Raw genomic sequence first — 26,548 nt, 5'->3', positions numbered from 1 at the left:
CGCCTGGGACGAGCCATGTTCGCGCGCCCAGGTGAGCGTCGCCCGACTTGTACCACTTGTGCTGTTCAGTACCCGTACAGCTTACGCCGTACATCTCGCCCGCGTACGAGCGGGTACCGCGCTCCCGGGCAACGATCCGGTCAACTCCTCGGAGTTCCCAACTGTTCCCGGCCAAAGACGAGTTGACCTCACTCCACCGACGAAGGCCCCCGCGAGGCGCACTCGCGGGGGCCGTCGGAACGCCGGACGGGGCTACTTGCCCGACTCCTTCTCGTACGCCTTGATCACTTCATCGGTGGGGCCGTCCATCAGCAGCTCGCCTCGCTCCAGCCACAGCACCCGGTCGCAGGTGTCGCGGATGGACTTGTTGTTGTGGCTGACCAGGAAGACCGTGCCGGCCTCCTTGCGCAGCTCCCGGATGCGCGCCTCGGAGCGCTTTTGGAAGCTGCGGTCGCCGGTCGCCAGCGCCTCGTCGATCATCAGCACGTCGTGGTCCTTGGCCGCCGCGATGGAGAACCGCAGACGGGCCGCCATACCGGAGGAGTAGGTCCGCATCGGCAGCGAGATGAAGTCACCCTTCTCGTTGATGCCGGAGAAGTCGACGATGCCGTCGTAGCGCTCGCGGACCTGGTCGCGGGACATGCCCATGGCCAGACCGCCGAGGATGACGTTCCGCTCGCCGGTCAGGTCGTTCATCAGGGCCGCGTTGACGCCCAGCAGCGAGGGCTGGCCGTGGGTGTAGACCTTGCCGCGCTCGGCGGGCAGCAGTCCGGCCACCGCCTTGAGCAGCGTGGACTTGCCCGAGCCGTTGGACCCGATCAGCCCGATCGACTGGCCTCGGTAGGCGGTGAAGGAGACGCCCTTGACCGCGTGCACCTCGCGCACGCCCGCCGACGGCTTGCGGCGGATGATGCGGTTGAGCGCCGCCGTGGCGCCGCCCTTGCCCGCGCCCGTGCCGTAGACCCGGTAGACGATGTGCAGGTCGTCCGCGATCACGGTCGGGACCCGGTCCTGCGCCGCCTTCGTCGGCTGGACGCCGTTCTTCTGCTCAGCCACGTCCGTACCGCTCCTCAGCCTTCCAGAAGTACACGAAGCCGACGACGCCCATGACGAGCGCCCAGCCGCCGGCGAACGCCCACACGTGCGGCGGCAGCTTGTCCGCCGTGAAGCTGTCGATCAGCGCGAAGCGCATCAGGTCGATGTAGATGGCGGCGGGGTTGGCGTTGAGCAGGACCTCCACGAACGCCGGGATGTCCTTGCCCTTGAGGATCAGGTCGATGCTGAACATCACGCCGGACGCGTACATCCACGTCCGCATGATGAACGGCATGAGCTGCGCGAGGTCGGGCGTCTTGCTGCCCAGCCGCGCCATGACCATCGCCAGGCCGGTGTTGAAGGTGAACTGCAACGCCAGCGCCGGGATGACCAGCAGCCACGACCACGTCGGCATCTGCCCGAAGCCGAGCAGGATGACCAGCAGCACGCCCATGGAGAACACGAGCTGCTGCAACTGCATCAGGCAGAACGAGATCGGCAGGCAGGCGCGCGGGAAGTGCAGCGCGCGCACCAGGCCGAGGTTGCCGGAGATCGACCGGGTGCCGGCCATCACCGAGCTCTGCGTGAAGGTGAAGATGAAGACGCCGGTCACCAGGAAGGGGACGAAGTCCGGGACGCCGTTCCGCGTGCCGATCAGCAGACCGAAGATGAGGTAGTAGACGAGCGCGTTCAGCAGCGGCGTCGCCACCTGCCAGACCTGGCCCAGCTTGGCCTGGCTGTACTGCGCCGTCAGCTTGGCGCTGGCGAAGGCGGAGATGAAATGCCGCCGGTCCCACAGCTCCCGTACGTACTCCGGCAGGCCGGGCCGCGCCCCGCTCTGCGAGAGCCCGTACTTCTGGGCCCGCTGGGCAGGGGTGAGCCCTTCATCGGAAGATGGCGGGGCACTCATGGCGACCGCACTGTCGTGCGTAGTCTCGCTCACAGTTGACACTTTCGTCCTCAAGGTGCGCTGCCGGGGCCACGCCCCGGTTCGCGCCTGATGCTCTCAGACACGAGCTTGTCAGATGACGGGAGGGCGGCCCAGTCGGGTCAGTCGCCAAACGGTAGCCCACTTCATGGGACGCCTGGGACCGCACGGGGTGACCCAGCCCTCCTTGAAGCCGGCGAGCCACACCCGCAGCGCGGGCCACGAGGGACGCCGGGCCAGCGTGAGCAGGAACCAGACACCGAGGTAGACCGGAACGAGCGGTGCGGGCAGGTTGCGCCGGGCCAGCCAGACCCGGTTGCGGGCCACCATACGGTGGTAGACCGCGTGCCGGCTGGGGGCCATCGTCGGGTGGAGCAGGAGCATGTCCGACCGGTAGTCGATCATCCAGCCCGCGTCCAGGGCCCGCCAGGCCAGGTCCGTCTCCTCATGGGCGTAGAAGAAGTCATCCGGCAGCCCGCCGACCTCCTGGAACACCTTCGTCCGGACGGCATTGGCGCCGCCGAGGAAGGTGGTCACCCGCGACGAGCGCATCGGGTCCGCGGCACGCAGCCGCGGCACGTGACGGCGCTGGGTCTCGCCGGTGTCCGGGTCGGCGATCCGGAAGCTGATGATGCCCAGCTCCGGGTCCTCGGCGAACGCCCGGCGGCACAGCTCGGCGGTGTCCTCCGTGGCCAGCAGACCGTCGTCGTCGAGGAAGAGCAGCACGTCGACCTCGCTGCCGCCGGGCCCGAACGCCTCGATGCCGACGTTCCGGCCCGCCGGGATGCCGACGTTCTCCGGCAGCTCGACGGTCCGGACGCCCTCGGGCAGCTCCGGCAGCGGCGAGCCGTTGCCGACGACCGCGACCTCGACCCGCTCGCCGTCCTGCTTGGCGACCGAGTCCAGCAGCGCGCGCAGCTCCTCGGGGCGGTTGCCCATCGTCAGGACAACGGCGCCGACCTTCATCTCCGTGTGCGCGGCCTCGGTCACTTGAGCCTGCTCGAAGCCAGGATGGACACGAGGTGGAGCAGCGTCTGCACCAGCGCGATGCCGGCGAGCACGGCGATGCCCAGGCGGGTGAAGAAGACGTCGCCCCTGATCTGGTCGAGGACGGCCACCGCCAGGATGAACAGCGACGCCTCGACGCCGCCGACGAGCCGGTGGAACTTCAGCGCCGCGGCGGCCTTGCGGGCCAGCGCGAGGCCGGAGGACCGCGGCACCGCGGCGTCGTCCTTGACCGCGGCCAGGCCGCTGCGGGCCCGGGCGACGTCGACCAGGTCCGTCTCGGCCTTGATCAGGATCGCGCCGAGCGCGGCCAGCGTCCCCAGGAACGCCCACAGCCACTCGGGGTGGTCCTGGTGGAAGAGGTCCGCACCGCGCACGCCGAAGCCGACCAGGAGGGCCGCCTCGGAGAGGTAGTGGCCCACCCGGTCGAGGTAGACGCCGGTGATCGACGTCTGCTTGCGCCAGCGGGCGATCTCGCCGTCGACGCAGTCCAGCAGCAGGTAGAGCTGGATGAGGACGGCGCCGAGGACCGCCCCGGTCAGGCCCGGCACGAGAAGTGCCGCGCCGGCGGCGATGCCCGCCACGACCATCAGGTACGTGAGCTGGTTGGGCGTGATCCTGGTGTTCACCAGGTACCTGTCGCAGCGCAGCGAGATCTCCCGCATGTACAGACGACCGGCCCAGTGCTCACCGCTGCGCCGGTCCTTCACCCCCTCGGGGTGAACGACCGGCCGGAGTTCAGCTACTGACGGCTTGTGCATAGTCGGCGTAAGCGTCCCTGATCTGGTCGGTGGACAGGTCGAGGTGCTCCAGGATGGTGTAGCGCCCGGGGCGGGTCTTCGGTGCGTAGGCGACGGCCTGGACGAATTCCTCGTCGGTGAAGCCGATCTCGCCCGGCGTGACCGGCAGGCCGTGCCGGCGCAGCACCTCGACCATCAGCGCGCACATCTCCTTGTCCCCGCGCAGGTGCGTGGCGAAGGCGGCGCCGAGGCCGCACTGCTCGCCATGGCTCGCCGCGCGCTTGGGGAAGAGGATGTCGAGCGCGTGATTGATCTCGTGGCAGGCGCCGGACGCGGGGCGGCTGTCGCCGGCCACCGACATCGAGATGCCGGTCAGGACCAGGCCCTCGGCCAGCACCTGGAGGAACGCGTCCTCGCCGACCCCGCCGGGGTGGCGGAGCACGGCCTCGCCGGCCTGGCGTGCCATGGCGGCGGCCAGCCCGTCGATCGCCTCTCCGGTCTCGCGGTGGGAGAGCTCCCAGTCCGCGACGGCGGAGATGTTGGAGATCGCGTCGCCGATGCCGGAGCGGACGAAGCGGACCGGGGCCTCGCGGATGATGTCGAGGTCGATCACCACGGCGATCGGGTTCGGCACGCCGTAGGAACCGCGGCCCGCGTCGTTGTCCAGGGTCGCGACCGGCGAGCACAGACCGTCGTGCGAGAGGTTCGTCGCGACGGCGACGAGCGGCAGCCCGATCCGCGCGGCGGCGTACTTCGCACAGTCGATGATCTTGCCACCGCCGAGGCCCACGACCGCGTCGTAGTGCCCCTTCTTCATGGCGTCACCGAGCTTGATCGCGTCGTCCAGGGTGCCGCCGCCGACCTCGTACCAGTCGGCGCCGGGCAGCGCGGGGGACAGCCGCTCGCGCAGCCGTGCCCCCGAGCCACCGCTGATCGCGATGGCGAGCTTGCCGGACGCGGAGATGCGCTGATCGGCCAGCAGGCCCGCCAGGTCGTCCAGGGCGCCGGCGTTGATGTCGACGACGACCGGGGACGGGATGAGGCGGGTCAGTACTGGCATGCGATCTCACGGCCCTTCGCGAGGTCGTCGTGGTTGTCGATCTCGACCCACTTGACGTCGCCGATCGGCGCCACGTCCACCTTGAAGCCGCGGTTGACGAGCTCCTGGTAGCCGTCCTCGTAGTAGAGGTCGGGGTCGCGCTCGAAGGTGGTCTTCAGGGCGTCGGCCAGCTCCGCGGCGGCCTCGCCCTCGATGAGGGTGACACCGATGTACTCACCGGTGGCCTCGGCCGGGTCCATGAGCTTGGTGATCTTCTGGACGCCCTTGTCGGCGTCCACGACGACCTTCATCTCCTCGTCGGCGAGCTGCTTGACCGTGTCGAGGGCGAGGATGATCTTCTTGCCGTCGCCGCGGGCGGCGAGCAGGGTCTTCTCGACGGAGACCGGGTGCACGGTGTCGCCGTTGGCGAGGATCACGGTGTGCTCGATGGAGTCACGGCCGCACCACAGGGAGTAGGCGTTGTTCCACTCCTCGGCCTTGTCGTTGTCGATCAGCGTCAGCTTGAGGCCGTACTTCTCCTCCAGGGCCGCCTGTCGCTCGTACACGGCTTCCTTGCGGTAGCCGACGATGATCGCGACCTCGGTCAGGCCGATCTCGGCGAAGTTGCCGAGGGTCAGGTCGAGGATGGTCGTGTCCCCGTCGACCGGCACCAGAGCCTTGGGCAGGGTGTCGGTGTAGGGGCGCAGACGCCGTCCGGCGCCGGCGGCCAGCACGAGGCCGATCATGCGGGTTCTCCTTCATCGTGTACGGCGGGTGCTTGGGAGGACACCCAGAAGCGGATGCTCTCGATGAGCACCAGCAGCGCCAGGGCCACAGCGAGGGCCGTCAGCGCGATTGTGAAACCTGTGGGGGACAGCGCGGCGGCGAGGACGGTGACCACGAGGATCCGTCCCTCATGCCCGCCGCTCGCCCGGACCAGCCACCGCGGCGGCGCTCCGGTGCCACCGCGGATGCGGTAGACCGTGTCGTAGTGATGGTAGGCGACCGCCGCGACCAGCCCGAACGCCGCCGGCAGTGCGCCGGGCGCGTCCGACCGGGCGGCCAGGACCAGGATCGCGGTGTATTCGCCGGCCCGGAAGAGAGGCGGTACGAGCCAGTCGAGGACACCCTTGAGGGGCCGTGCCACGGCCGCGCCGGCCAGCAGCGCGGAGCAGGCGGCGACGCCGACTGTGAGCCACGAGGCGGGGTCGTCCTCGAAGAGCACCCAGACCAGCAGGACGGCGGACGAGACGAACGCCATAGCGGGGGCCAGGAACGACCCGGCCCGGCCGCGGCCGCGCGCCCCGCCGGCGATCAGCTCGGCGACCGGCCCGGAGTCGGCGAGGTCGGCGAGCGCCCGCGCGGCGCGGTCGGTGCGCCGGGCCCGCCGGGTCAGCGAGCGCAGGACCCGGCCGGCGGTGGTGTAGCAGGCGGCCAGCGCGCAGCCGATGAGCAGGGCGTAGAAGACGACGCGGGGGGTGGTGAGCGCGGTGAGGACCGCGATCATGGCCCAGCGCTCACCGATGGGCAGCACGATCATGCGGCGCACCCAGACCGTCCAGCCGACGCTGTCGAGGCGGTCGGAGAGCGCGGCGGTGGGGCTGGTGTTGGCGGTGGCGTCGTGGTTCGCCTCGTTGAACGAGAAGTCCACGACGTGGCGGCAGGTCTGGAGCACCATCGCGCCGAGCGCCAGCGCCCAGACGTCGTCGCTGCCGCCGCCGCGGGCCGCGCCCAGGGCCAGGCCCGCGTAGTAGGCGTACTCCTTGGCCCGGTCGAAGGTGGCGTCGAGCCAGGCGCCCATCGTGGAGTACTGCAGGGAGTAGCGGGCGAGCTGCCCGTCGGTGCAGTCCAGGACGAAGGAGAACAGCAGCAGGAAGCCGGCGGCGACGAAGCCGCCGCGGGTCCCGGTGGCCGCGCAGCCCGCCGCGATCAGCGCGGTGAGCAGGGACGCGGTGGTGACCTGGTTCGGGGTCAGGCCGCGGCGCGCGCACCAGCGGGCGAGGTAGCGGGAGTAGGGGCTGACGCAGTAGGTCGTGAAGAACCCGTCGCGGGACTTCACGGCGGTGCGCAGCCGTACGGCCTCGTCGTCGACGGCCGCGACGGACTCGCGCGCGTCCTCGCGCTGTGCCGGGGTGAGGGGGACGGTGGCGACCAGGCTGCCCAGCTCGACGTGGTGCAGGCCGATGTCCATGCGGTCCAGGGACGCGGTCAGCGTGTCGGTGAGCACATCGGTGAGGTGGGCGGTGCCGGCGCCCACGGGGACGGCGGAGACCGCGCGGGTGAGCGCGGCGCGCGCCTCGGGGCGGGCGCTGACGGCGCCCTGCACGGCCGCGGCCGGGAAGCGGGGGTCGGTCAGTGCCAGCCGCAGGGCGTGCAGGTGGCCGACGAAGCGGGGGTCCACGACGGCCACCCGCTCCTGGGCGGGCACCGCGGCGATCAGCTCGGCGGCGGACGCGGCGTCGTCCGCCGTACGCACGTCGAAACCGAGCGTGCGCAGGTCGCCTTCGAGCGGCGACCCGGCGACCGGCGGACCGGTGAGGATGGCGGTCGACAGACGAACTCACTCCTTGGATGCTGACAAGGCAGCGCCGGCCGGTCCGCATTCGATACGGACTACCCGGGCGGTGGGCGTGGCACACCTCGCCCCCGGCGGGGCTGGGTGGCACGTCGGCAGAGGCTATCGGATCGCCGGATGCGGCCGTTCACCGCGCATTCACCGCCCGATCGAGTGACCGACGGCTGCGCCTGCCGCGATCATCATGGTGGATGGGGTGGCGCATGAACAACTGGCGTCCGGCCGCGGTGGCGGATCCGGTGCCGGTTATGAGAGGGCTGGTCACGGGTGGGGGAGTTGTGCCGGACGGGTGTGGCCGGATCCGTGCCGGAGCGCGGCGGGAGGCGTCCCGCGGACCCGCGGCGGGACGGAACGCCGGATTCCGACCCGCCGGCGCGGCCGGCGCGCCTTTCGCAATCGAACACAGTGGCGCCGCGTCCCCCCTGGCACCGCTCTGCCGCTGATGCGGACCTTGCTAGGGCAGACTTGGCTTCGAAGACCGACGACAAGGATGGGCATGCCGATCACACCTGCCAACGGACAGACCGCCGGGAGCTCGGCGGTGAGCACACCGGAGCCCGCCGCCGAACCGATCATGCTGGAGCTGGTCGACGAGGACGGGACGACGATCGGCACCGCCGAGAAGCTCGCCGCCCACCAGCCTCCCGGGCAACTGCACCGGGCGTTTTCGGTCTTCCTCTTCGACGAGAAGGGCCGGTTGCTGCTCCAGCGCCGGGCGCGGTCGAAGTACCACTCCCCCGGTGTGTGGTCCAACACCTGCTGCGGCCACCCGTATCCCGGTGAGACGCCGTTCGCGGCGGCGGCCCGCAGGGTGGCGGAGGAGCTGGGTCTGGCGCCGGCGCTGCTGGCGGAGGCCGGCACGGTGCGCTACAACCATCCCGACCCGGCCTCCGGGCTGGTGGAGCAGGAGTTCAATCACCTCTTCGTCGGGCTGGTGCGGGCCGAGCCCTCGCCGGACCCGGAGGAGATCGGCGAGATCGCGTACGTGACGGCGGACGAGTTGGCCGAGCGGCATGCCCGGGCGCCGTTCTCGGCGTGGTTCATGACCGTGCTGGACGCGGCCCGCCCGGCGGTGCGCGAGCTCACAGGACGGTCGGCGGGCTGGTAGCGAGCGGGACGAGCGGCAGCTCCGCCCAGATGGCCTTGCCGCCGTTCTCGGTGTGCTCGACATCGCATTTGCCGCCCGCCTCGGCGGTGAACGTCTTGACCAGCCACAGGCCCCGGCCGCCGACGTCACCCTCGTCCGCCCGCAGCGCCTTGGGGCGGTAGGGGTGACTGTCCTCGACGGCGACGCGCAGCCAGTTCGCGCCGATGGTGACCTGCACGGCGATCTGGGGGGAGAGCACGGCGGCGTGCTGCACGGCGTTGGTGACGAGCTCGGAGACGATCAGTAACAGGCCGTCCATGATCTCGGTGGCCACGGGCACGCGCTGTTCGGTGAGCAGATCCCGTACCGCGTGGCGCGCCTGGGGCACCGACGACTCCAGTGCCGGGGCGGTGAAGCGCCAGACACCTTCGTAGGCGAGCGGGGAGGTCAGCTCCTCGGGGGGTTCTGCGGGGGGTCCGGAAGGCATCCTCACAAGAAGAGTGTTGAGAATGTGCTGGTCCGGACCGGGCCGCTGAACGCAAGTCAGCGGTTATCGACGCCTTCTGACCGCTTCGGAGTGGTCCGATCAGTCCGGCGACCGGTCTTTTCTCTTTTGTTCCTCATTCAAGGACTCCGGAGCTGTGGCCACCGAACGGTCCACGCCATCATCCGGACCGCTGCCCCCGGGCCCCCGCACCTCTCGACGACACGGCGGCGGCCGAAGCCCCTCGCGCACAGGCCGAGCCCGTCGGAGCACAACGCAGCAGGCCCGGTGCCGGGGCACCGGGCCTGCTGTCACGCGTCTGCGCTGTATGAGTAGCGGGGACAGGATTTGAACCTGCGACCTCTGGGTTATGAGCCCAGCGAGCTACCGAGCTGCTCCACCCCGCGTCGGTGAACCCCACACTACGGGCCGCCGTCCCCAGCGCCAAATCACTTTTCGGCCGCCCGTCCTCACACCGTCCGGTCCGCGATCCGCCCCGCATCGACCTCGATGCGGCGGGTGGTGTGCACCGCGTCCAGCATCCGGCGGTCGTGGGTGACCAGCAGCAGCGTGCCCGCGTACGACGCGAGGGCGGCCTCCAACTGCTCGATCGCGGGCAGGTCGAGGTGGTTGGTCGGCTCGTCCAGGACGAGGAGGTTGACCCCGCGGCCCTGGAGCAGGGCCAGCGCGGCCCGCGTCCGCTCCCCCGGCGACAGGGTGCGCGCCGGGCGCAGCACATGGGCCGCCTTCAGCCCGAACTTCGCCAGCAGCGTGCGGACGTCGGCGGGCGACAGGTCGGGGACGGACGCCCGGAAGGCGTCCATCAGCGGCTCGTCGCCGACGAAGAGGCCGCGCGCCTGGTCGACCTCGCCGACCACCACGCCCGGCCCGAGCGACGCCTGTCCGGCGTCCAGCGGGAGCCGGCCCAGGAGGGCGGCGAGCAGGGTGGACTTGCCCGAACCGTTGGGGCCGGTGATGGCGACCCGGTCCGCCCAGTCGATCTGGAGGTCCACCGGGCCGAAGCGGAAGTCGCCGCGCCGGACCTCGGCGCCGCGCAGGGTGGCCACCACCGCACCGGCGCGGGGCGCCGCCGCGATCTCCATCCGCAGCTCCCACTCCTTGCGGGGCTCCTCCACGACATCGAGCCGCTCGATCAGGCGCATGGTCTGCTTGGCCTTCGACGCCTGCTTCTCGGTGGCCTCCACCCGCCCCTTGCGGCCGATCTTGTCGTTGTCGGGGGCCTTGCGCCGGGCGTTCTTGACGCCCTTCTCCATCCAGTTGCGCTGGGTGTGGGCGCGGGTCTCCAGGGCGGCCTTGGTGTCGGCGTACTCCTCGTACTCCTCGCGGGCGTGCCGCCGGGCCCGCTCGCGCTCCTCCAGATACGAGGCGTAGCCGCCACCGAAGGTGTTGACCTGCTGCTGGGCGAGATCGAGTTCGACGACGCGGCTGACCGTACGGGTCAGGAACTCGCGATCGTGGCTGACCAGGACCGTGCCGGCGCGCAGCCCGGTGACGAAGAACTCCAGGCGCCGCAGGCCGTCCAGGTCGAGGTCGTTGGTGGGCTCGTCGAGCAAGAAGATGTCGTAACGGGAGAGCAGCAGCGAGGCGAGGGAGGCGCGGGCGGCCTGGCCGCCGGACAGGGACGTCATCGGCTGGTCGAGGCCGATGGTGAGGCCGAGCTGCGCCGCGGTCTCCTCGGCCCGCTCGTCCAGGTCGGCGGCGCCCAGCGCGAGCCAGCGCTCCAGGGCGGTGGCGTAGGCGTCGTCCGCGCCGGGCCGCTCGTCGACGAGCGCCTGGGTGGCGGCGTCCAGGGCGAGCTGGGCGTCGCTGACGCCGGTGCGGCGGGCGAGGAAGGCGCGTACGGACTCTCCGGGGCGCCGGTCGGGCTCCTGGGGGAGGTGGCCAACGGTGGCGGCGGGCGGGCTGAGCGCGAGCTTGCCCTCCTCCGGGGTGTCCAGGCCGGCCAGCAGGCGCAGCAGCGTGGACTTGCCCGCGCCGTTGGCGCCGACGAGGCCGATCACATCGCCGGGGGCGACGACGAGATCGAGACCGGAGAACAGGACGCGCTCGCCGTGGCCGGCGGCGAGGTCTTTGGCGACAAGGGTTGCTGACATCAGGCCGCCGATCGTATCGGGCCGCCCGGGCGGCGGTCGCTCTACTATCCCGGCATGGAACCGGCCCTGAAGACGCACGTCAGCGACGGGACAGCGACCGTCACCCTCAGCAATCCCGCCAAGCGCAACGCGATGACCGCGCGGATGTGGCGGGAGCTGCCGCCGCTGCTGGAACGGCTGGCGGGTGATGACCGCGTGCGGGCGCTGGTGCTGACCGGCGAGGGCGGGACGTTCTGCGCCGGCGCGGATATCGGGTCTCTGCGGGACGCGGCGGGGGCGGTGGAGTCGCAGGGCCTGGCGGTGGCGGCCGAGGAGGCGCTGGCGGCCTTTCCCGGGCCGACGCTGGCGGCGATACGCGGCTACTGCGTGGGCGGCGGCTGCCAGCTCGCGGCCGCCTGTGATCTGCGGTTCGCCGAGGAGGGCACGCTGTTCGGTGTGACGCCCGCGAAGCTGGCGATCGTCTATCCGGCGTCCAGCACCCGGCGGTTGGTCCGGCTCATCGGCCCCTCCGCCGCCAAGTACCTGCTGTTCTCCGGCGAGTTGATCGACTGCGCGCGGGCGCTGCGTACGGGGCTGGTGGACGAGGTGCTGCCCGAGGGGGAACTCGACAAGCGGGTGGCCCACCTCGCGGCGGTGCTGGCGGGCCGTTCGCGGCTGACGCAGCACGCGGCCAAGGAACTGGCCGACGGCACCTGGGACGTGGCGCCGGAGGCGGCCGCCGAGCGGGGGGCGTACTGGGCGGCCCAGGCGCGGGCCAGCGGCGACACCGCGGAGGGTGCCGCCGCGTTCCTGGAGCGCCGGACGCCGCGCTTCACCTGGCCCGCCGGCTGAGGCGGCCGGGGCGCGGTGCGGGCGCCCGCTCCCCTGCGCCGGGCGCCCCCTCCCCCGCCCCGGTCACCGGCTGCCGCGCCCCCGGGTGCCGCCGCGCTCACACCTCCCCGGCGAGCACGAACCGGCTGCGCTCCCGCAGCGCCGCGGTGATCTCGGCGGGGGCCTTGTCCGGGGCGCCCGCGTCGTAGGGCGGCCGCGGGTCGTACTCGATTCCCAACTGGACCGCCTGCGCCACGGCGTCCCCGGCGATCCGGCCCGCCAGGGTCAGGCCCATGTCGATGCCGGCGGAGACCCCGGCGGCCGTGACGTACTTGCCGTCGAAGACCACCCGTTCCCCGGTCGGCTCGGCGCCGTGCCCGGTCAACTGGTCCAGGGCGAGCCAGTGGCTTGTCGCGCGGCGGCCCTTGAGCAGGCCCGCCGCCGCCAGGATCAGTGAGCCCGTGCACACCGAGGTGGTCCAGGTGGTGCCCGCGTCCACGGCGCGGATCCACTCGTGCAGCGGGCCGTCCGCCATCTGCGCGATCTGGCCGGGGCCGCCGGGCACGACGAGGATGTCGGGCGCGGTGACGTCGGCCAGCGCGGCGTCGGCGACCAGCGAGAGCGCGCCGGTGTCGGTGCGGTGCGCGCCGGTGCGCTCGGCGACGAACACGGTGCGCGCGCCGGGCAGGCGGGAGAGGGTCTCGTAGGGGCCCACGGCGTCCAGGGCCGTGAAGCGGTCGTAGAGGAGGATCGCGATCTGCATGGCTGATTCCCGTCGGTTTGGGGAGTGGGTGGGGGCTCGGTGTCGTGAGCGGTGGGGAGCGGTGGCCGGGGCCATGGTCAGAGGGCGGGCCGGGGCGGCTGGAACCGGCGGCGGTATTCGGCCGGGGAGGTCCCCAGGGTCCGTACGAAGGCGCGGCGCATCGCCTCGGGCGTGCCGTAGCCGCAGCGGCGGGAGATCTTCTCGATGGCGTCGACGCTGTCCTCCAGGCGGCGGCGGGCGGACTCCAGACGCACCCGGTCGACGTAGCGCCCGGGCGTCATCCCGACCTCGTCGCGGAAGGCGCGGGCGAAATGGCGGGGCGAGAGGCCGGCCCGGGCGGCGAGGGCGTCGACGGACAGGTCGGCCTCCGGGTTCTCGGCGATCCAGCGCTGGACGTCACGCAGCGGCCGCCGCTCGGCGGTCTGGGCGGCGAGCTGGGCGCTGAACTGCGTCTGGTTGCCGGGCCGGCGCAGGAAGACGACCAGGTGGCGGGCGAGGGTCAGGGCGAGATCCCGGCCGTGGTCCTCCTCCACCAGGGCCAGCGCCAGGTCGATGCCCGCGGTGACGCCCGCGGAGGTGGCGAGGTCGCCGTCGCGTACGTAGATCGGTTCGGGCTCGACGCGGACGGCGGGGAAGCGCGCGGCGAGGGTGTCGCACAGGTTCCAGTGGGTCGTCGCGCGGCGGCCGTCCAGCAGCCCGGCCTCGGCCAGCAGGAACGCCCCGCTGCACACCGAGACCAGCCGCCGGGCGCGCGGCGCGTGGGTGCGCAGCCAGTCGATCAGGCGCGGGTCGGGGGCACGGGTGCCCTGGCCGCCGGGCACCAGGAGCGTGTGCGGCACCTCGGCGTCGGCGAGTGCGACGTCGGGGGTGAGCGTCAGTCCGCTGGTGGTGCGCACCGGGGCGCCGTCGAGGCCGGCGGTGCGCAGGCGGTAGGCGCCGGGAACGGCCTGGGCGGCGCCGGCGAAGACCTCGACCGGGCCGCTCACGTCGAGGCTCTGGAGGCCGTCGAAGAGGAGGACCAGCACGTCGCGTTGTTCCATGCCGTCCATCCTGGGCAGCGGCGGCCGTGGCGGCAATGACGGGTTTCCCACCTTTACTGCCATGGGTACCGCCGGGTTCCGGCCAGGTGGCCGTCAGGGAGGTGCGGGCCCCGCGACCACCGCCGGCGCCCTGGAACCACCGCCATACCAACGGGTCGGTAACCTGCCCGCATGACCTCTTCCCGCGCACTGCCCGAGCACGCCGGGCGTCACTGCCACAACGTCATCAACCCGTTCCACTCCACCCACTACTTCTCGCCCGACTTCCCCGCCGAACTGGCCAAGGCCGGCATCGAGAACCGCAGCGCCGCCTACTTCGCCGCGCGCGGCGCCGCCATGGGCGCGGTGGGTCCGGGCACCATCACGGCCACCTTCTACAACTTCAACCACGCCCTCGTCGCCGAGCACATCCCGCACGTGTGGTCGGTCACGACCCCGCAGGCCGTGCTGGAGGCCCGGCTGCGCGCGGCCGATGTCACCCTGCGCCGGCTGCTCGGCGAGGAGGCTGTGGGCTCCCCGGAGATGGCGGAGGCGGCGAAGCTGGCCCTGCGCGCCACGGAGGCGTGTTCGCGCCCCGGCCGCCCGCTGTACGCCGCGCACGCCGACCTGCCGGTGCCGGAGGCCCCGCACCTGGCGTACTGGCACGCCGCGACGCTGCTGCGCGAACACCGCGGCGACGGCCACCTGCTCGCGCTGCTCGACGCCGAACTGGACGGCCTGGAGGCGCTGGTCACCCACAACGCCAGCGGCCGGGGCATGAGCTACCAGGGCGTCATGGCCACCCGCGGCTGGTCGCAGGAGGACTGGGCGGCGGCGCAGGAGCGGCTGCGCGAGCGCGGTCTCCTGGACGCCGAGGGCGAGTTGACCGAGGCCGGCATACAACTGCGCAAGGACCTGGAGCGCACCACCGACCGGCTGGACCGGGCGCCGTACGAACACCTGGGCGCCGACGGGGTGGCCCGGCTGACCGAGCTGGCGACCGGGTTCACCACGACCGCCATGGAGGGCGGGGCCTTCCCCGCCGCGATGTTCGGCAAGGGATGAGCCGTGCGCCGGGGTACGGGCGGCCGCTCGCACCCCGGCGTCCCGGCCGGGCGGTGCGACAGCCAGGGGCCCCACCCGGCACAATGCAGGCTCAGGCAAGCGCGGGAAGGCAGGTCGGGATCAACGTGACGGCATCCACTGAGCCCATCGGGACCCTCGGGTCCATCGAAGCGAGGATCGCCGGGGAGCTCGGCGTCCGGGAGCGGCAGGTGAAGGCCGCGGTCGAACTGCTCGACGGGGGCTCGACCGTCCCGTTCATCGCGCGCTACCGCAAGGAAGCCACCGAGATGCTCGACGACGCGCAGTTGCGCGCCCTTGAGGAACGGTTGCGGTATCTGCGGGAGCTGGAGGAGCGGCGCACCGCGATCCTGGAGTCCGTACGCTCCCAGGGCCAACTGGACGCCGCTTTGGAGGCGCGGATCCGCGGCGCCGAATCCAAGGCCCGCCTGGAGGACATCTACCTCCCCTTCAAACCCAAGCGGCGCACCAAGGCGCAGATCGCCCGGGAGGCGGGTCTGGAGCCGCTGGCCGACGGGCTGCTGAGCGATCCGTCGGTGGAGCCGGCCGCGGCCGCCGCGGCGTTCGTGGACGCGGACAAGGGGGTCGCCGATCCGGCCGCCGCCCTGGAGGGCGCGCGGGCGATCCTGACCGAGCGGTTCGGTGAGGACGCGGACCTGGTCGGCGAGCTGCGCGAGCGGATGTGGGCGCGCGGGCGGGTGGCGGCGAAGGTGCGCGAGGGCAAGGAGGAGGCCGGCGCGAAGTTCGCCGACTACTTCGACTTCGCGGAGCCGTTCACCGAACTGCCCTCGCACCGGGTGCTGGCGATGTTCCGCGGCGAGAAGGAGGAGATCCTCGACCTCGCCCTGGAGCCGGAGGACCCGTCCGTGGTGACCGACGGGCCCAGCGCCTACGAACAGGCCATCGCCCGCCGCTTCGGCATCGCCGACCGGGGCCGTCCCGCCGACAAGTGGCTTCAGGACACGGTGCGTTGGGCCTGGCGGACCCGGGTGCAGGTACACCTGGGCATCGATCTGCGGCTGCGGCTGCGGCAGGCCGCCGAGGACGAGGCGGTACGGGTCTTCGCCGCGAACCTGCGCGATCTGCTGCTGGCGGCGCCCGCCGGGACGCGCGCGACGATGGGCCTGGACCCCGGTTTCCGTACGGGGGTGAAGGTCGCGGTCGTCGACGCGACGGGCAAGGTGGCGGCCACGGAGACGATCTACCCGCATGTGCCGCAGCAGAAGTGGGACGCCTCGCTGGCCACGCTGGCCCGCCTGGCGCGGGAGCACGGCGTCGAGCTGATCGCGATCGGCAACGGCACCGCCTCCCGGGAGACCGACAAGCTGGCGGTCGATCTGATCGCCGCCCATCCCGAGCTGAAGCTGACGAAGGTGATGGTCTCCGAGGCGGGCGCCTCGGTGTACTCCGCGTCCGCGTTCGCCTCGCAGGAGCTGCCCGAGCTGGATGTGTCGCTGCGCGGCGCGGTGTCCATCGCGCGCCGGCTCCAGGACCCGCTGGCCGAGCTGGTCAAGATCGACCCCAAGTCGATCGGCGTCGGCCAGTACCAGCACGACCTGTCCGAGGTGAAGCTCTCGCGCTCCCTGGACGCGGTCGTCGAGGACTGCGTCAACGGTGTCGGCGTCGACGTCAACACCGCCTCCGCGCCGCTGCTTTCGCGGGTGTCGGGCATCGGGTCGGGCCTGGCGGAGAACATCGTCGCCCACCGCGACAGCAACGGTCCCTTCCGCTCCCGCAAGGCCCTCAAGGACGTGGCGCGGCTGGGCCCGAAGGCGTACGAGCAGTGCGCGGGCTTCCTGCGGATCCGGGGCGGCGACGACCCGCTGGACGCCTCCAGCGTGCACCCGGAGGCGTATCCGGTGGTGCGCCGGATGGTGAAGTCGGCGGGCGCCGACGTCGCGTCGCTGCTCGGCAACGCCACGGTGCTGCGCACGCTGCGCGCCGCCGACTTCGTGGACGACTCCTTCGGTCTGCCGACGGTGACCGACATCCTCCAGGAGCTGGAGAAGCCGGGCCGGGACCCGCGTCCGGTGTTCAAGACCGCGACGTTCAAGGAGGGCGTGGAGAAGATCGGTGACCTGACGCCCGGAATGCTGCTGGAGGGCGTGGTGACCAACGTCGCCGCCTTCGGGGCGTTCGTGGACGTGGGCGTCCACCAGGACGGTCTGGTCCATGTCTCGGCGATGTCGAAGACGTTCGTCAAGGACCCGCGGGAGGTGGTGAAGCCGGGCGACATCGTGCGCGTGAAGGTGCTCGATGTCGACATTCCGCGCAAGCGGATCTCGCTGACGCTGCGGCTGGACGACGAGCACGGCAAGGCCGCGCCGGCGGGCGGCGGTGAGCGCCGTGGTGGCGCGGGCGGTGAGCGCCGTGGTGCCCCGGGCGGCGGGCAGCGCGGTGGCGCGGGCGGTCGTGGCGGGACGCCGCGGCAGCGGCAGGGCGGCGCGGCGCCGCGCGGCGCCCGCGAGGCGGCTCCGGCCAACGACGCGATGGCCGACGCACTGCGGCGGGCCGGACTCCTGGGCAAGGAGCGGGGCGGCCGCTGAGGCGGGCCGGCGGCGGCCACCGGCGGGTGACGCCGCGCGCCGGTGTGCGTCAGGTCGTGTCCGCGTAGCCCCGCAGGTTCTCCAGTTCGGTGGCCACGTCGGTGAGGGTGGCGCAGTCGGGTACGGGACGCAGGTCGGGGGCGGGTGTGCCGGCGGCCGCGCGGCGGGGCGCGCCGAGGGCGTCGGCCATCGCCGTCAGGGCCCGGCACAGGCGTCGGGCGTCGTCGGCGGTCGGGCGGCGGGCGCCGTGGTCGAGGCGTACGGCGCAGGCGGTGGCGGCGTCCAGGATGCGTTCGGCGGCGGTGACGACGGTCGGCCAGTCGGGGTTGCGGTCGCGGGCGGCGAGGAGTTCGGCCGCGGCGGTCTCCGCCGCGGCCCGGGCCTCGCCCAGCGCCCGGTAAGCGGCCCGGCGCAGCGCGAGCCGTTCGGTCGGGTCCTGGTCCGGCGCCGCGGTCAGGACGTGCCGCAGGAAGCGCTCGGTGGCGCGCAGGGCCGCGGCCACCCGCTGCCCGACGCGGCGGCGCGGATCGGCCAGCCTCGGCAGATGGCCGACGACCAGCACGATGCCGCAGGCCAGGGAGGTGTCGACGATCCGCTCGGCGGCGGCCTGCGGATCGCCGCTGACGTGGACGAACGACAGCACCATCAGGGTGATCGCGACGGTTTGCAGGGCGAAGTGGCGGAGGGCGAACGGCAGCAGCGCACCGCCGAGACCGGCCACCAGGGCGGGCCACCACGCTCCGCTCAGCAGCAGGCCGGCCCCGGCGAAGAGAAGGACGCCGGCGACGGTGCCGGCGAAGCGGTTGACCGTACGGGAGAAGAGCGGGCCCAGGTCCGGCTTGACCAGGAAGGTGATGGTGGCGGGGAGCCAGTACCAGTGGTCGGCACGCAGGAGGAGGGCCACGGCGGTGGCGGCGGCGACGCAGACGGCGACCCGCAGGCCGTAGTCCCGGCCGGCGGGCCCCAGCAGGCCGCGCCCGCGCCGCGCCGGGCGGCTGTTCACGCCCAGGGGGCCACGTGCCGTGGACGGGGCGGGGCGCGTCCGGGGCAGCGGCCGCGGGCGGGCGAAGGCGACGGCCGCGTCGAGCAGGGCCCGGTCGAAGGCGCCGCGGGCGGCCGAGCTGGTCTCGGGGGCGGAGAGCCGGCCCGGCGGTCGGCCGGTGCGCAGGGCCTCGGCGAACTCCCGGGGGCTTCGCGCGACGCGCGGCGGCAGCGGGCGGCCCTCCCACAGGAGCGCGACGCTCGCCTCGCACAGGGCGGTCGCCGCGGCGAACCGCTCGGCCAGCAGGGCTTCCTCCGCGCGGGCCGGCCCGCGCAGCAGGCCGCCGGTCAGATGACGCAGCCGCAACGCCTCGTCAGCGCGGTCCAGCGCGGCGGTCAGCCGGCGTCGGGCGGGCTCCGCGCCGGGCCCGCCGACCGCCTCCAGGGCGTCCGCGAGCGCGTCGAAGACGGTGGCCACCGCGGCCCGCTCGCCGCTGAGCGGGCCGCCGGCGGGGCGCGGGGAGCGCAGCACGAGGCGCAGCAGGAGCAGCCACAGGCAGCCGGCGAGAACGTAGAGCGCCTTCGTCCAGGGCGCGCCGGGCAGCGGCATGCCCGCGCCGAGGATGGTGGTGGCCAGCATCTGCATGCCGGCGTTGGAGCGTACGGGCCCGGCCACGCTGCCCGCGCCGGAGACGAAACCGACGGCGAACAGGGCCGGCACCAGCCACCAGCCCGCGCCGGCCGCCCCCAGCGCGGCGCCGATGAGCATGCCGAGCGCCGAGGCGACGGCGGGCAGGCCGATGTGGACGATGCCGGTGCGGCGGGTGCCGGGGCGGTCGTTGACGCCGGCGAGCATCGAGCCGAGGGCTGCCAGGACGCCGGCCGCCTGGTGGCCGGTGGCGATTCCGGCGCCCAGCAGCGGACCCGCGCACAGCGCGCCCCGGGCGACGGCGGGCCACGGGACGGGCAGCCGCTGCCAGCGGAAGGGGTGAGCGAGCCAGGCGGGGACGGCGCGCTGCGCGCGAGGCATGGGCCTCCTCAGACGACGGCGGGCGGATGGCGGTGAGCGGATCCGAGGGGCGTCATCGGCCAACGGTGCTGCTACCAGCCTAAGGTCCGGGTTTGTCCGGGTGGCGGCCGGAGGGTTACACCAAGATCACGGGCGCGCGTACTTCTCCCGGCGGGCTCTCCGGCCGTACTCCCGCCCGGCCGGGCCGCACCACGAAGCGCAGTGGGCCGTACCCTCCGCTCACACCAGCCCCGCCAGCTTGTAGAGCGCCAGGGACCCCGCCACCGCGACGTTGAGGCTGGCGCCCGTGCCGACCATCGGGATCTCCACCACCGCGTCCAGGAGATCCAGCGCCTCGGGCGGGATGCCGTGCTGCTCGTGGCCGAGCACCATGACCGTGGGCTCACGGGCGGCCGGCAGGTCGGCGAGCCGTACCGCCTCGTCGGCCAGTTCCACGCCCACCACCCGCAGCCCGCGCTCGCGCTGCCGCTCCAGCCAGCCGACCGGATCGCCGGTCCAGTGCACACAGGCGGGCCGGCGCAGGGTGTTGCCGCGTTCCAGTGCCTCGGGCACCCAGGGGAAGCGGGGCACGGTCAGGCACGCGCCGACCGCGTCGCAGGTGCGCAGCAGGGTGCCCAGGTTGGCGCCGTGCAGCGGCCACAGGGGCGCGGCGTAGAGGTGGTCCCAGCAGGAGTGGGCGCGGGGGCGCCGGGTGCGGCGGAGTTCGCCGGGCGTACGGGGCCGGATGGCGGGTGCGGGAGCGCGTCGCGCGCGGCCGGTCATCGCGCGGCGGAGGCGGCCCTCCGGAATCTCGCACCGGCATGGAAGATCTTCTGCGTCGTCATCGTCTGAGCGCTTGGCGGCGCGCCCGGGCCATCGTCGTGGTGGCCGCCGCCCATCCGGCGCCGGCCGCCCCACGCTACGCCGCCGCGCCCCGCCCTGTCGCCGCCTTTTCCGCCCGCCCGACGTCGCCGCGCCCGGACCGGCTCACCGTCTGTCGCCCTACCGCGCGGTCTCCGGATCGCCGCCCACCCGTGCCACGCGCACGCCCCCGGTCGTCCGCGCCACCACGAACGCCTCGCCGGCGCGCATCGAGGCGTCCAGCGTCACCTCATGGTCGCCGGGCGGCAGTTGGCCGTCGAACAACACGGTCGTCCGCGGTCGGCGGAGCCGGTCGAGGCAGTGTCCGCTGAGCTGTACCCAGCACGGGACGGCGACGGTGAGGGTGGCGCTCTCGCGCCCGGCGGCCAGGCGCAGCAGCCGGCGGTCGGCCGGCGGGCAGCGGTCCAGCGCCTGTTCGATCTGTGCGACGAGCAGCGGGATGACGGGGGCGAGGCAGTCGACGAGGACGGCGGACGATCCGGCGTCCGCGAACGCCCGGTGCGTGGCGGCGCGTTCGGCCTTGGTCAGGCTGCGGCCCAGGGCCACGGCGCCGTAGGAGCGGAGTTCCGCCGGTGCGGCGGCGGTCGCGTCGCGGGTGATCTCCGCGCCGATGCGGATTCCGCGCAGCGCCGCGGCCAGTCGCGTCGCCACGGCGGTCCGGCGGCCGATGAGCAGGACCCGGCCGGCTCCGGGAGCGGGCGGGCTCTCGTCGGCGGTCAGCAGGCGTTCCAGCGCGGCGCGGTATTGCGCGCCGCGGAACCGGAACGGGCCGATGCCCGGGTAGCCGTTGAGCCACAGGTCCACGGTTTCGTCGGTCTGCCAGGCGAAATCGCGCCAGACGAAGTCGGGGCCGGCGCGTTCGATGACGGCGGTGACGGCGCCGCAGGCCAGGCCCTCGCACTCGGGGCAGCCGTAGATCATCCGACGTCCGCCGCCCAGTGGGGGCTCGCCCTCCAACAGGAGCCGCCGTACCCGTGCGGCGAAGAGGGAGGGGCCCACGTCGGCGGCGAGCGGCGAGACCGCGTCGAGGTCGGACAGGCGCAGCAGCAGCGGGCGGCCGTTGATGCTGAAGTCCAGGAAATCCCGGTGTATTTGGTAGGCACCGTTGGAGAGCACGCCGCCGGGGCGCATGGCCGGGGTCAGCCCGAAGGACGCGTATTCCGCCGGTTCCGCAGACATATCCCGAGTATCCCCACATGGGGGGCGCGGGGAACGCTTCCCTTCCCGCGCGGAGGGCCGGTGATTCACTGCCCTCCGCGCGAAAGGGGCGCCGCTCAGGGGGTCTTGCCGACCTCCGGTTCCGCCTCCTGCTCCGCCGGCTCCTCCGGAACGCCGTCGCCCGGTCCGATCCGGAAGGCGAAGTCGCCGTCGTACTGTTCGTGGCCGGCGATGACGGCCATTTCGACGGCTTCCTCACCCCGCTGCCCGCGCACGATCAGCGGGTCGGTGCGCAGATCGCGCAGGAGCGCCCAGCACATCGCGATCATCACGAGCAGGAACGGCACCGCCACCAGGATCGTCAGATTCTGCAGGCCCGTCAGGGCGTCGCCGGAGCCGCCGCCGATCAGCAGCATGACCGCGGCGACCGCGCCGGTGACCACACCCCAGAAGACCACCACGGGCCGGCTGGGCTCGAAGGATCCCTTCTGCGACAGGGTGCCCATCACGATGGACGCGGCGTCGGCACCGGAGACGAAGAAGATGCCGACGAGGACCATGACCAGGATGCTGGTGACGGTCGCGACCGGGTACTGGTGCAGCACGTCGAAGAGCTGTCCCTCGGGCGTGCCCGATCCGCTGAGGTGCTTGCCGGCCTGGAGCTTCATGGCCGAGCCGCCGAACACGGCGAACCACACCAGGCTGACCACGCTCGGCACGAGGATGACGCCGCCGATGAACTGGCGGATCGTCCGGCCGCGGCTGATCCGGGCGATGAACATGCCCACGAAGGGCGTCCAGGAGATCCACCACGCCCAGTAGAAGACGGTCCAGCTACGCAGCCAGCCGCCCACCTCGTCGCCGCTGCTGGCCTGCGTACGGCCGGCCAACTGCGGCAGTTCGCCGATGAACGAGCCGATGGAGGTCGGCAGCAGGTCGAGGACGAGGATGGTCGGCCCGGCCACGAACACGAAGACGGCCAGGATCAGCGCCAGCACCATGTTGATGTTGGACAGCAGTTGGACGCCCTTGGCGATGCCGGAGACCGCGGACAGGATGAAGGCGATGGTCAGGACGGTGATGATGGCGACGAGCAGGGTGGTGCTGACGCTGTCCATCCAGCCCAGCACCTTGATGCCGCTGCCGATCTGGAGGGCACCGAGACCGAGTGAGGCCGCGGAGCCGAAGAGGGTGGCGAAGATGGCCAGGATGTCGATGACCCGGCCGCCCCAGCCGTTGGCCCGCCGCTTGCCGATCAGTGGCGTGAACACCGCGCTGATGGTTTGCCGCCTCCCCCGCCGGAAGCAACTGTAGGCGATGGCCAGCCCCACGACGGCGTAGATGGCCCAGGGGTGCAGCGTCCAGTGGAACAGCGTGGTGGCCATCGCCGTGTCCATCGCCTGGGCGGCGTCCTTGGGGTCGGTGCCCGGTGGCGGCGTCATGAAGTGCCCGAGGGGTTCGCTGACGCCGTAGAACATCAGGCCGATGCCCATGCCGGCGCTGAACATCATCGCGACCCAGGACACGGTGCGGAATTCGGGCCCTTCGCCCTCCTTTCCGAGAGTGATCCGGCCGTACTTGCTGACCGCAAGCCAGATGGCGAAGATGACGAATGCGGAGGCGGAGAGCACGAATGCCCAACCGCCGTTGTCTATCACCCAGTTCAGCATCGCTGTCGATACGCTCTTGAGTGATTCGGTGCTGCCGGCTCCCCAGGCGATGAACGCCAGGGTGAGCAGCGCGGTCACTCCGAAGACCACGCGGTCGGTCTGCGGGGGCCCGGTGCGGTGCGGTTCACCGGGGAGGTCCGCCAGATGCGGCGCGCCGTCCCCGCCGCTCTCTTCCTTGACTCTGTCCGTCAACGCGTTGACCTTTCAATTGGCCATATTTGCTCTGCCCCTACCCGCTGTCGCCTGGGATAGTGCGGCAGACCCGCACGGGCGTCGCGACCGCGAGGTGATAGGTGGCCCGCGCGTCGAGGAGGAGGGGCACCAGAGCCCGCAGCGGCTGGCGCAGGGGCACGAGCACGCCGTCGCCGTCGCGCCGCCAGGTCACCCCGTGGGTCGCGAGGACGTTCTTGATCCGTGCGAAGCGCGCGGCGTCGAGGCGGTAGGCGCAGGGCGGGTCGGCGAGGATCTCGGCGCCGGTGGGGGGTTCGTTGTCGGCGCCGCCGAGGTAGACCGGGCCGTGGTCGGTGAAGCCGGCCAGCCGCGCGGCCGTGGTGGCCGCTTCGACGGGGGCGCGATGCCGTCGAACGAAGGTCAGGGCGCCTTTCAGCGCGGCGAGCTGGGAGTCGACGCGGCGCCGGTTGTCGCGCGCGGGATCGGCCTTCGGCGCGACCGCGAGCCGGATGAGAGGGGGGTCCCCCCGGCCGGTGGCCGAGGGAGCGTCGACGCGGCTCTCGACGAGCAGCCCTACGGAGCCCTTGACGCCCACGGTGTTGCGCAGGATCCGCTCCTGCCCGTCGCCGGCGACCTGCCGGACGGGGTCGCCGGTCACCGGGTCGGTCCAGATTCCGTAGACGCCGGTGCTGAAGCCGGCCCGGCGCACGGCGGGCTCGACGAAGTCCCGGGTCATCAGCCGGGCTTCGCGGCGCACCGCGTCCGCCGTGTTGAGGTTGCGCGGCCACAGCGTCAGCAGGTCCTTGGCGTAGTACGGCTCGGTGGCGTCGTATTCGTGCAGGTCGTAGACGGTGTCGGGGCGGTAGTCGCGCAGGACGGCGGCCATCGCGCGGGCTTCGGGGGTCCGCAGGGCGAGGTGGTCGCGGTTGACGTCCAGGCCGGCCGCGTTGCCACGGGAGTCGGCGGCCCGCCCGTCGGGGTTGGCGGTGGGCAGGACCAGCACGCTGGTGCGGCCCAGGAAGCGCCGGGTGGCCCGGTCCCGGGCGAACGCCAGGGCGCGGATGGTGGTCAGGCATGCCTCGCGCCCGGCGGGCTCGTCGCCGTGCTGGGAGCACACCAGCAGGACGGAGTTGCCGCGCCGGACGTCCTCGGGGCGCGGCGGGGCCGGGGCGCCGATCCGTACGAGCCGCAGAGGGCGCCCCTGTGAGGTGACCCCGACCCGGTCGACGCGGACCCGCGCGGAGGCGCGGTCGACGGCGGCGAGGAAGTCCCGCTCCTGGGACTGGCTGGTCCAGCGGGCGCCGTCGCTGGTCTCGAAGCCCGTGCGGGGCTGGCGGGGGACGGCGGCGCCGACGGGCGGGCCCGGCGGTCTCGCGCCGAGGGCGGCGGTCAGCGAGACGGCCAGCGCGCCGAGGGCGACGGCCTGTCCGGCACGCCGGGCGATCGACCGGCCGCGGGAGCGGAGTGTCACGAGGCGGCGCCTCCCTCGGGCAGGCCGCTGGGGGCGGGCGGGGCGATGCCCACCAGCGGGGCCCCCGCGGCGCCCTCGGTGGGCCGCGTGCCGGCGGTGGCCCGCGCGAAGGCCCGGGCGCCACCGGTCAGCGGCAGTTCGGCGCGGGTGCGGGCCAGGTCGAGGGTGAGCGTCGGCCGGGAGGGCGGCGGGTCGATCAGGCCCGCGTCGGTTCCGGCGATGATGAGCGCGAGGCGGTGTCCGGCGGGTACGACGTGATCGGTCGCGGCCAGGTCCAGGGTGAGGGTGTACGGCGTGCCGGGGGTGAGCGGCCGGCCCTTGTGGTCGTCGGCGTAGTTGCCGAGGTCCGCCCAGCCGCGGCTGACGACGGTGTGGGCGACCCGCCGGGTGTCGGCGGCGGTTTCCTTGAAGCAGCCGGTGTCGGCCGGGGTACCCGCGCCCCAGCAGGTGCGCTCCTCCAGCGTCGTGATGCCCTCGCCGTCGGCGGCGTAGTCGCGGATGGTGTCGGGGCCGAGGTCGACCAGGACGGCCGAGAGGTGGGCGGTGGAGGTGCTCGGGGTGGCGGTCACGGTGACCTTGCCGGAGCCGGACAGCCGCAGCGGCGCGGTCAGCGTCCCGGTGCGGAAGCCGGCCTTGGCCGCGGTCGGCTCATCGACACGGGCGCCCCAGTCGGCCTCGCCCAGCCGCGGGTCGTCGGTGAACGCCGCGGTCGTGCCCGGCGGCGCGGGCTCGGTGCCCAGGACGCCGACGCCGGGGGTGGTCGTGCCGCGCGGCCGGAGCGTGGTGGGCGTGGTGCCGGCCGCGGGCCAGCGGGCGTCGGTGGACCAGGTGCCGGGCGCGCGTTCGATGTCGGCCATCGGTGCGCGATCGATGCCGTTGTCGTATCCCATCAGGTAGTGATCGAACCACTGGTGCAGGGTGCGGACCCAGTCGGCGCGGCGGAAGTCGAAGGGGTCGACGTGCCCGGTCTGGGACAGCCAGACCTTGCGTTCGACGCCGTGCCGGGCGAGGGCGTCCCACCACCGGCCGGCGTGGCGGGTGCGGACGTTGAGGTCCTGCATGCCGTGGACCATGAAGACGCTGGCGCGGACCTTGCCCGCGTCGGGGACGTAGTCCCGCTCGGTCCACAGATCGGTCCAGTCGCCGCTGCGCGGCGCGCCCTCGGCGAGCCGGCGCTGGACGGCGGCGCAGCGCCGGCGCGTTTCGGCGCTCTCGACGTAGCCGGCCAGGTTGTCGGGGCCGGCGGCGTAGAGCGGGGCGCCCTTGGCGAAGTAGTAGTCGTACCAGGAGGAGATGCCGGCGATGGGGACGATGGTTTTGAGACCTTCGACGCCGGTGGCCGCGACGCCGTTGGCGACGGTGGCGTCCCAGCTCTTGCCGATCATGCCGGTGTCGCCGTCGGCCCAGCCGGCGGTGACGGGCCTGCCGCCCGTGCGGGCGTCGTAGGCGCGGGCCCGGCCGTTCAGCCAGTCGACGACGGCCTTGGCCGACTGGATGTCGGAGCGTCCGCCGACGTCGACGCAGCCGTCGGAGCGGTTGGTGCCCGCGAGATCGACCAGGACCGTCGCATAGCCGCGCGGCACGAAGTAGTTGTCGTAGAACAGCGGGAACAGGGCCGGGCGTCCCTGGCCGTCGTAGGTCTTCTTCTGGCTCTCGTTACCGCGTCCGCAGCAGGAGTAGTAGGGGCTGGCGTCCATGATCGTGGGTATGCGGCGGCCCTGCCGGGCGGGTTCGGAGGGCCGCACGATGTCGACGGCGACCCGGTCGGTCCTGCCGTCCGCGTCGCCGTCGAGCCGTGTGTCCACCCAGACCGATTCGCGTATCGCGCGGTCGTAGGAGTAGACGGGTCTGCTCTCGCCGGGCGCCGCGTGGGCGGTGGCCGGGCCGGTCAGGGCGGACAGCAGGGCGACGACGGCCGTCACCGCGAGCGCCGTGGGGATGCGGGGGACCCGCGCGCGAATCGTCACGGGCGGACGGT

The 26,548-nt window shown here is 73.0% G+C and carries 21 protein-coding genes and 1 tRNA gene; 4 read left to right on the top strand and 18 right to left on the bottom strand.

Going from position 1 to position 26,548, the window contains the following annotated elements; translation table 11 throughout:
• Nucleotides 1-252: 252 nt before the first annotated feature.
• From ACZ45Z_RS01775 to ACZ45Z_RS01745, 7 genes are all read right to left on the bottom strand, one after another.
• Nucleotides 253-1,056 carry an ABC transporter ATP-binding protein gene (locus ACZ45Z_RS01775; RefSeq protein WP_468354385.1) on the bottom strand — a complete coding sequence of 268 codons (804 nt, stop codon included), beginning with the start codon at nt 1,054-1,056 and terminating at the stop codon, nt 253-255.
• Nucleotides 1,049-1,978: an ABC transporter permease gene (locus ACZ45Z_RS01770; protein ID WP_468354383.1), complete on the bottom strand. Its 930-nt coding sequence runs from the start codon at nt 1,976-1,978 to the stop codon at nt 1,049-1,051. The genes ACZ45Z_RS01775 and ACZ45Z_RS01770 overlap by 8 nt, the downstream gene beginning before the upstream one ends.
• 78 nt (nt 1,979-2,056) lie before the next feature.
• Nucleotides 2,057-2,929 (bottom strand): glycosyltransferase family 2 protein, encoded by an 873-nt coding sequence (locus tag ACZ45Z_RS01765; RefSeq protein ID WP_468355527.1) that lies wholly within the window; start codon nt 2,927-2,929, stop codon nt 2,057-2,059.
• A gap of 20 nt (nt 2,930-2,949) precedes the next feature.
• Complete coding sequence (locus ACZ45Z_RS01760) at nt 2,950-3,729, bottom strand: CDP-alcohol phosphatidyltransferase family protein (protein ID WP_468354381.1); 780 nt, start codon at nt 3,727-3,729, stop codon at nt 2,950-2,952.
• A complete protein-coding gene (locus ACZ45Z_RS01755; protein WP_468354379.1) occupies nt 3,707-4,768 on the bottom strand; it encodes an iron-containing alcohol dehydrogenase family protein in 1,062 nt (353 codons plus the stop codon). Before ACZ45Z_RS01755 ends, ACZ45Z_RS01760 begins: the two co-directional genes overlap by 23 nt.
• Nucleotides 4,756-5,493: a phosphocholine cytidylyltransferase family protein gene (locus ACZ45Z_RS01750; RefSeq protein ID WP_468354377.1), complete on the bottom strand. Its 738-nt coding sequence runs from the start codon at nt 5,491-5,493 to the stop codon at nt 4,756-4,758. The genes ACZ45Z_RS01755 and ACZ45Z_RS01750 overlap by 13 nt, the downstream gene beginning before the upstream one ends.
• Complete coding sequence (locus tag ACZ45Z_RS01745) at nt 5,490-7,301, bottom strand: DUF5941 domain-containing protein (RefSeq protein ID WP_468355524.1); 1,812 nt, start codon at nt 7,299-7,301, stop codon at nt 5,490-5,492. Before ACZ45Z_RS01745 ends, ACZ45Z_RS01750 begins: the two co-directional genes overlap by 4 nt.
• 517 nt (nt 7,302-7,818) lie before the next feature.
• Here ACZ45Z_RS01745 and idi point away from each other — a divergent pair.
• Complete coding sequence (gene idi / locus ACZ45Z_RS01740) at nt 7,819-8,430, top strand: isopentenyl-diphosphate Delta-isomerase (protein WP_468354375.1); 612 nt, start codon at nt 7,819-7,821, stop codon at nt 8,428-8,430.
• Here the strand turns inward: idi and ACZ45Z_RS01735 are convergent.
• The 3 genes from ACZ45Z_RS01735 to ACZ45Z_RS01725 form a co-directional block, all read right to left on the bottom strand.
• Nucleotides 8,405-8,896 (bottom strand): ATP-binding protein, encoded by a 492-nt coding sequence (locus tag ACZ45Z_RS01735; protein WP_468354373.1) that lies wholly within the window; start codon nt 8,894-8,896, stop codon nt 8,405-8,407. The genes idi and ACZ45Z_RS01735 overlap by 26 nt on opposite strands.
• Before the next feature lie 330 nt (nt 8,897-9,226).
• Nucleotides 9,227-9,300, bottom strand: a tRNA-Met gene (locus ACZ45Z_RS01730).
• Nucleotides 9,301-9,363: 63 nt separating this feature from the next.
• Entirely contained in the window at nt 9,364-11,007 is a 1,644-nt protein-coding gene (locus ACZ45Z_RS01725) for an ABC-F family ATP-binding cassette domain-containing protein (protein WP_468354371.1), read from the bottom strand.
• A gap of 54 nt (nt 11,008-11,061) precedes the next feature.
• On the opposite strand from ACZ45Z_RS01725, the gene ACZ45Z_RS01720 reads away from it, so the two are divergent.
• Nucleotides 11,062-11,838: an enoyl-CoA hydratase/isomerase family protein gene (locus tag ACZ45Z_RS01720; RefSeq protein ID WP_468354369.1), complete on the top strand. Its 777-nt coding sequence runs from the start codon at nt 11,062-11,064 to the stop codon at nt 11,836-11,838.
• Nucleotides 11,839-11,935: 97 nt separating this feature from the next.
• Here the strand turns inward: ACZ45Z_RS01720 and ACZ45Z_RS01715 are convergent, their stop codons facing one another.
• Both ACZ45Z_RS01715 and ACZ45Z_RS01710 read right to left on the bottom strand, forming a co-directional pair.
• The gene (locus ACZ45Z_RS01715; protein ID WP_468354367.1) at nt 11,936-12,580 is read right to left on the bottom strand and encodes a DJ-1/PfpI family protein; all 645 of its coding nucleotides are present in this window, start codon (nt 12,578-12,580) and stop codon (nt 11,936-11,938) included.
• A gap of 77 nt (nt 12,581-12,657) precedes the next feature.
• Nucleotides 12,658-13,620, bottom strand: a complete 963-nt coding sequence (locus tag ACZ45Z_RS01710; protein WP_468354365.1) for a GlxA family transcriptional regulator — start codon at nt 13,618-13,620, stop codon at nt 12,658-12,660.
• 171 nt (nt 13,621-13,791) lie between these two features.
• Here ACZ45Z_RS01710 and ACZ45Z_RS01705 point away from each other — a divergent pair, with 171 nt between their 5' ends.
• Nucleotides 13,792-14,664: an SCO6745 family protein gene (locus tag ACZ45Z_RS01705; RefSeq protein WP_468354363.1), complete on the top strand. Its 873-nt coding sequence runs from the start codon at nt 13,792-13,794 to the stop codon at nt 14,662-14,664.
• Nucleotides 14,665-14,789: 125 nt separating this feature from the next.
• Complete coding sequence (locus ACZ45Z_RS01700) at nt 14,790-17,228, top strand: Tex family protein (RefSeq protein WP_468354361.1); 2,439 nt, start codon at nt 14,790-14,792, stop codon at nt 17,226-17,228.
• 49 nt (nt 17,229-17,277) lie between these two features.
• Here the strand turns inward: ACZ45Z_RS01700 and ACZ45Z_RS01695 are convergent, their stop codons facing one another.
• The 6 genes from ACZ45Z_RS01695 to ACZ45Z_RS01670 all read right to left on the bottom strand — a co-directional run bounded on the left by ACZ45Z_RS01695 (nt 17,278) and on the right by ACZ45Z_RS01670 (nt 26,537).
• A complete protein-coding gene (locus ACZ45Z_RS01695) occupies nt 17,278-19,239 on the bottom strand; it encodes an FUSC family protein (protein ID WP_468354360.1) in 1,962 nt (653 codons plus the stop codon).
• A gap of 219 nt (nt 19,240-19,458) precedes the next feature.
• The gene (locus ACZ45Z_RS01690) at nt 19,459-20,001 is read right to left on the bottom strand and encodes a TrmH family RNA methyltransferase (RefSeq protein WP_468354359.1); all 543 of its coding nucleotides are present in this window, start codon (nt 19,999-20,001) and stop codon (nt 19,459-19,461) included.
• Nucleotides 20,002-20,220: 219 nt separating this feature from the next.
• Nucleotides 20,221-21,279 carry an oxidoreductase gene (locus ACZ45Z_RS01685; RefSeq protein ID WP_468354358.1) on the bottom strand — a complete coding sequence of 353 codons (1,059 nt, stop codon included), beginning with the start codon at nt 21,277-21,279 and terminating at the stop codon, nt 20,221-20,223.
• Between the two features lie 95 nt (nt 21,280-21,374).
• The gene (locus ACZ45Z_RS01680) at nt 21,375-23,072 is read right to left on the bottom strand and encodes a BCCT family transporter (RefSeq protein ID WP_468355521.1); all 1,698 of its coding nucleotides are present in this window, start codon (nt 23,070-23,072) and stop codon (nt 21,375-21,377) included.
• Nucleotides 23,073-23,157: 85 nt separating this feature from the next.
• Entirely contained in the window at nt 23,158-24,570 is a 1,413-nt protein-coding gene (locus ACZ45Z_RS01675) for a M14 family metallopeptidase (protein WP_468354357.1), read from the bottom strand.
• Nucleotides 24,567-26,537, bottom strand: a complete 1,971-nt coding sequence (locus ACZ45Z_RS01670; RefSeq protein WP_468354356.1) for a Xaa-Pro dipeptidyl-peptidase — start codon at nt 26,535-26,537, stop codon at nt 24,567-24,569. Before ACZ45Z_RS01670 ends, ACZ45Z_RS01675 begins: the two co-directional genes overlap by 4 nt.
• Between the last annotated feature and the right edge of the window lie 11 nt (nt 26,538-26,548).

This window comes from Streptomyces sp. NPDC031210 (genome assembly GCF_055570395.1).
This window is presented reverse-complemented; position numbering and strand designations above follow the sequence as displayed.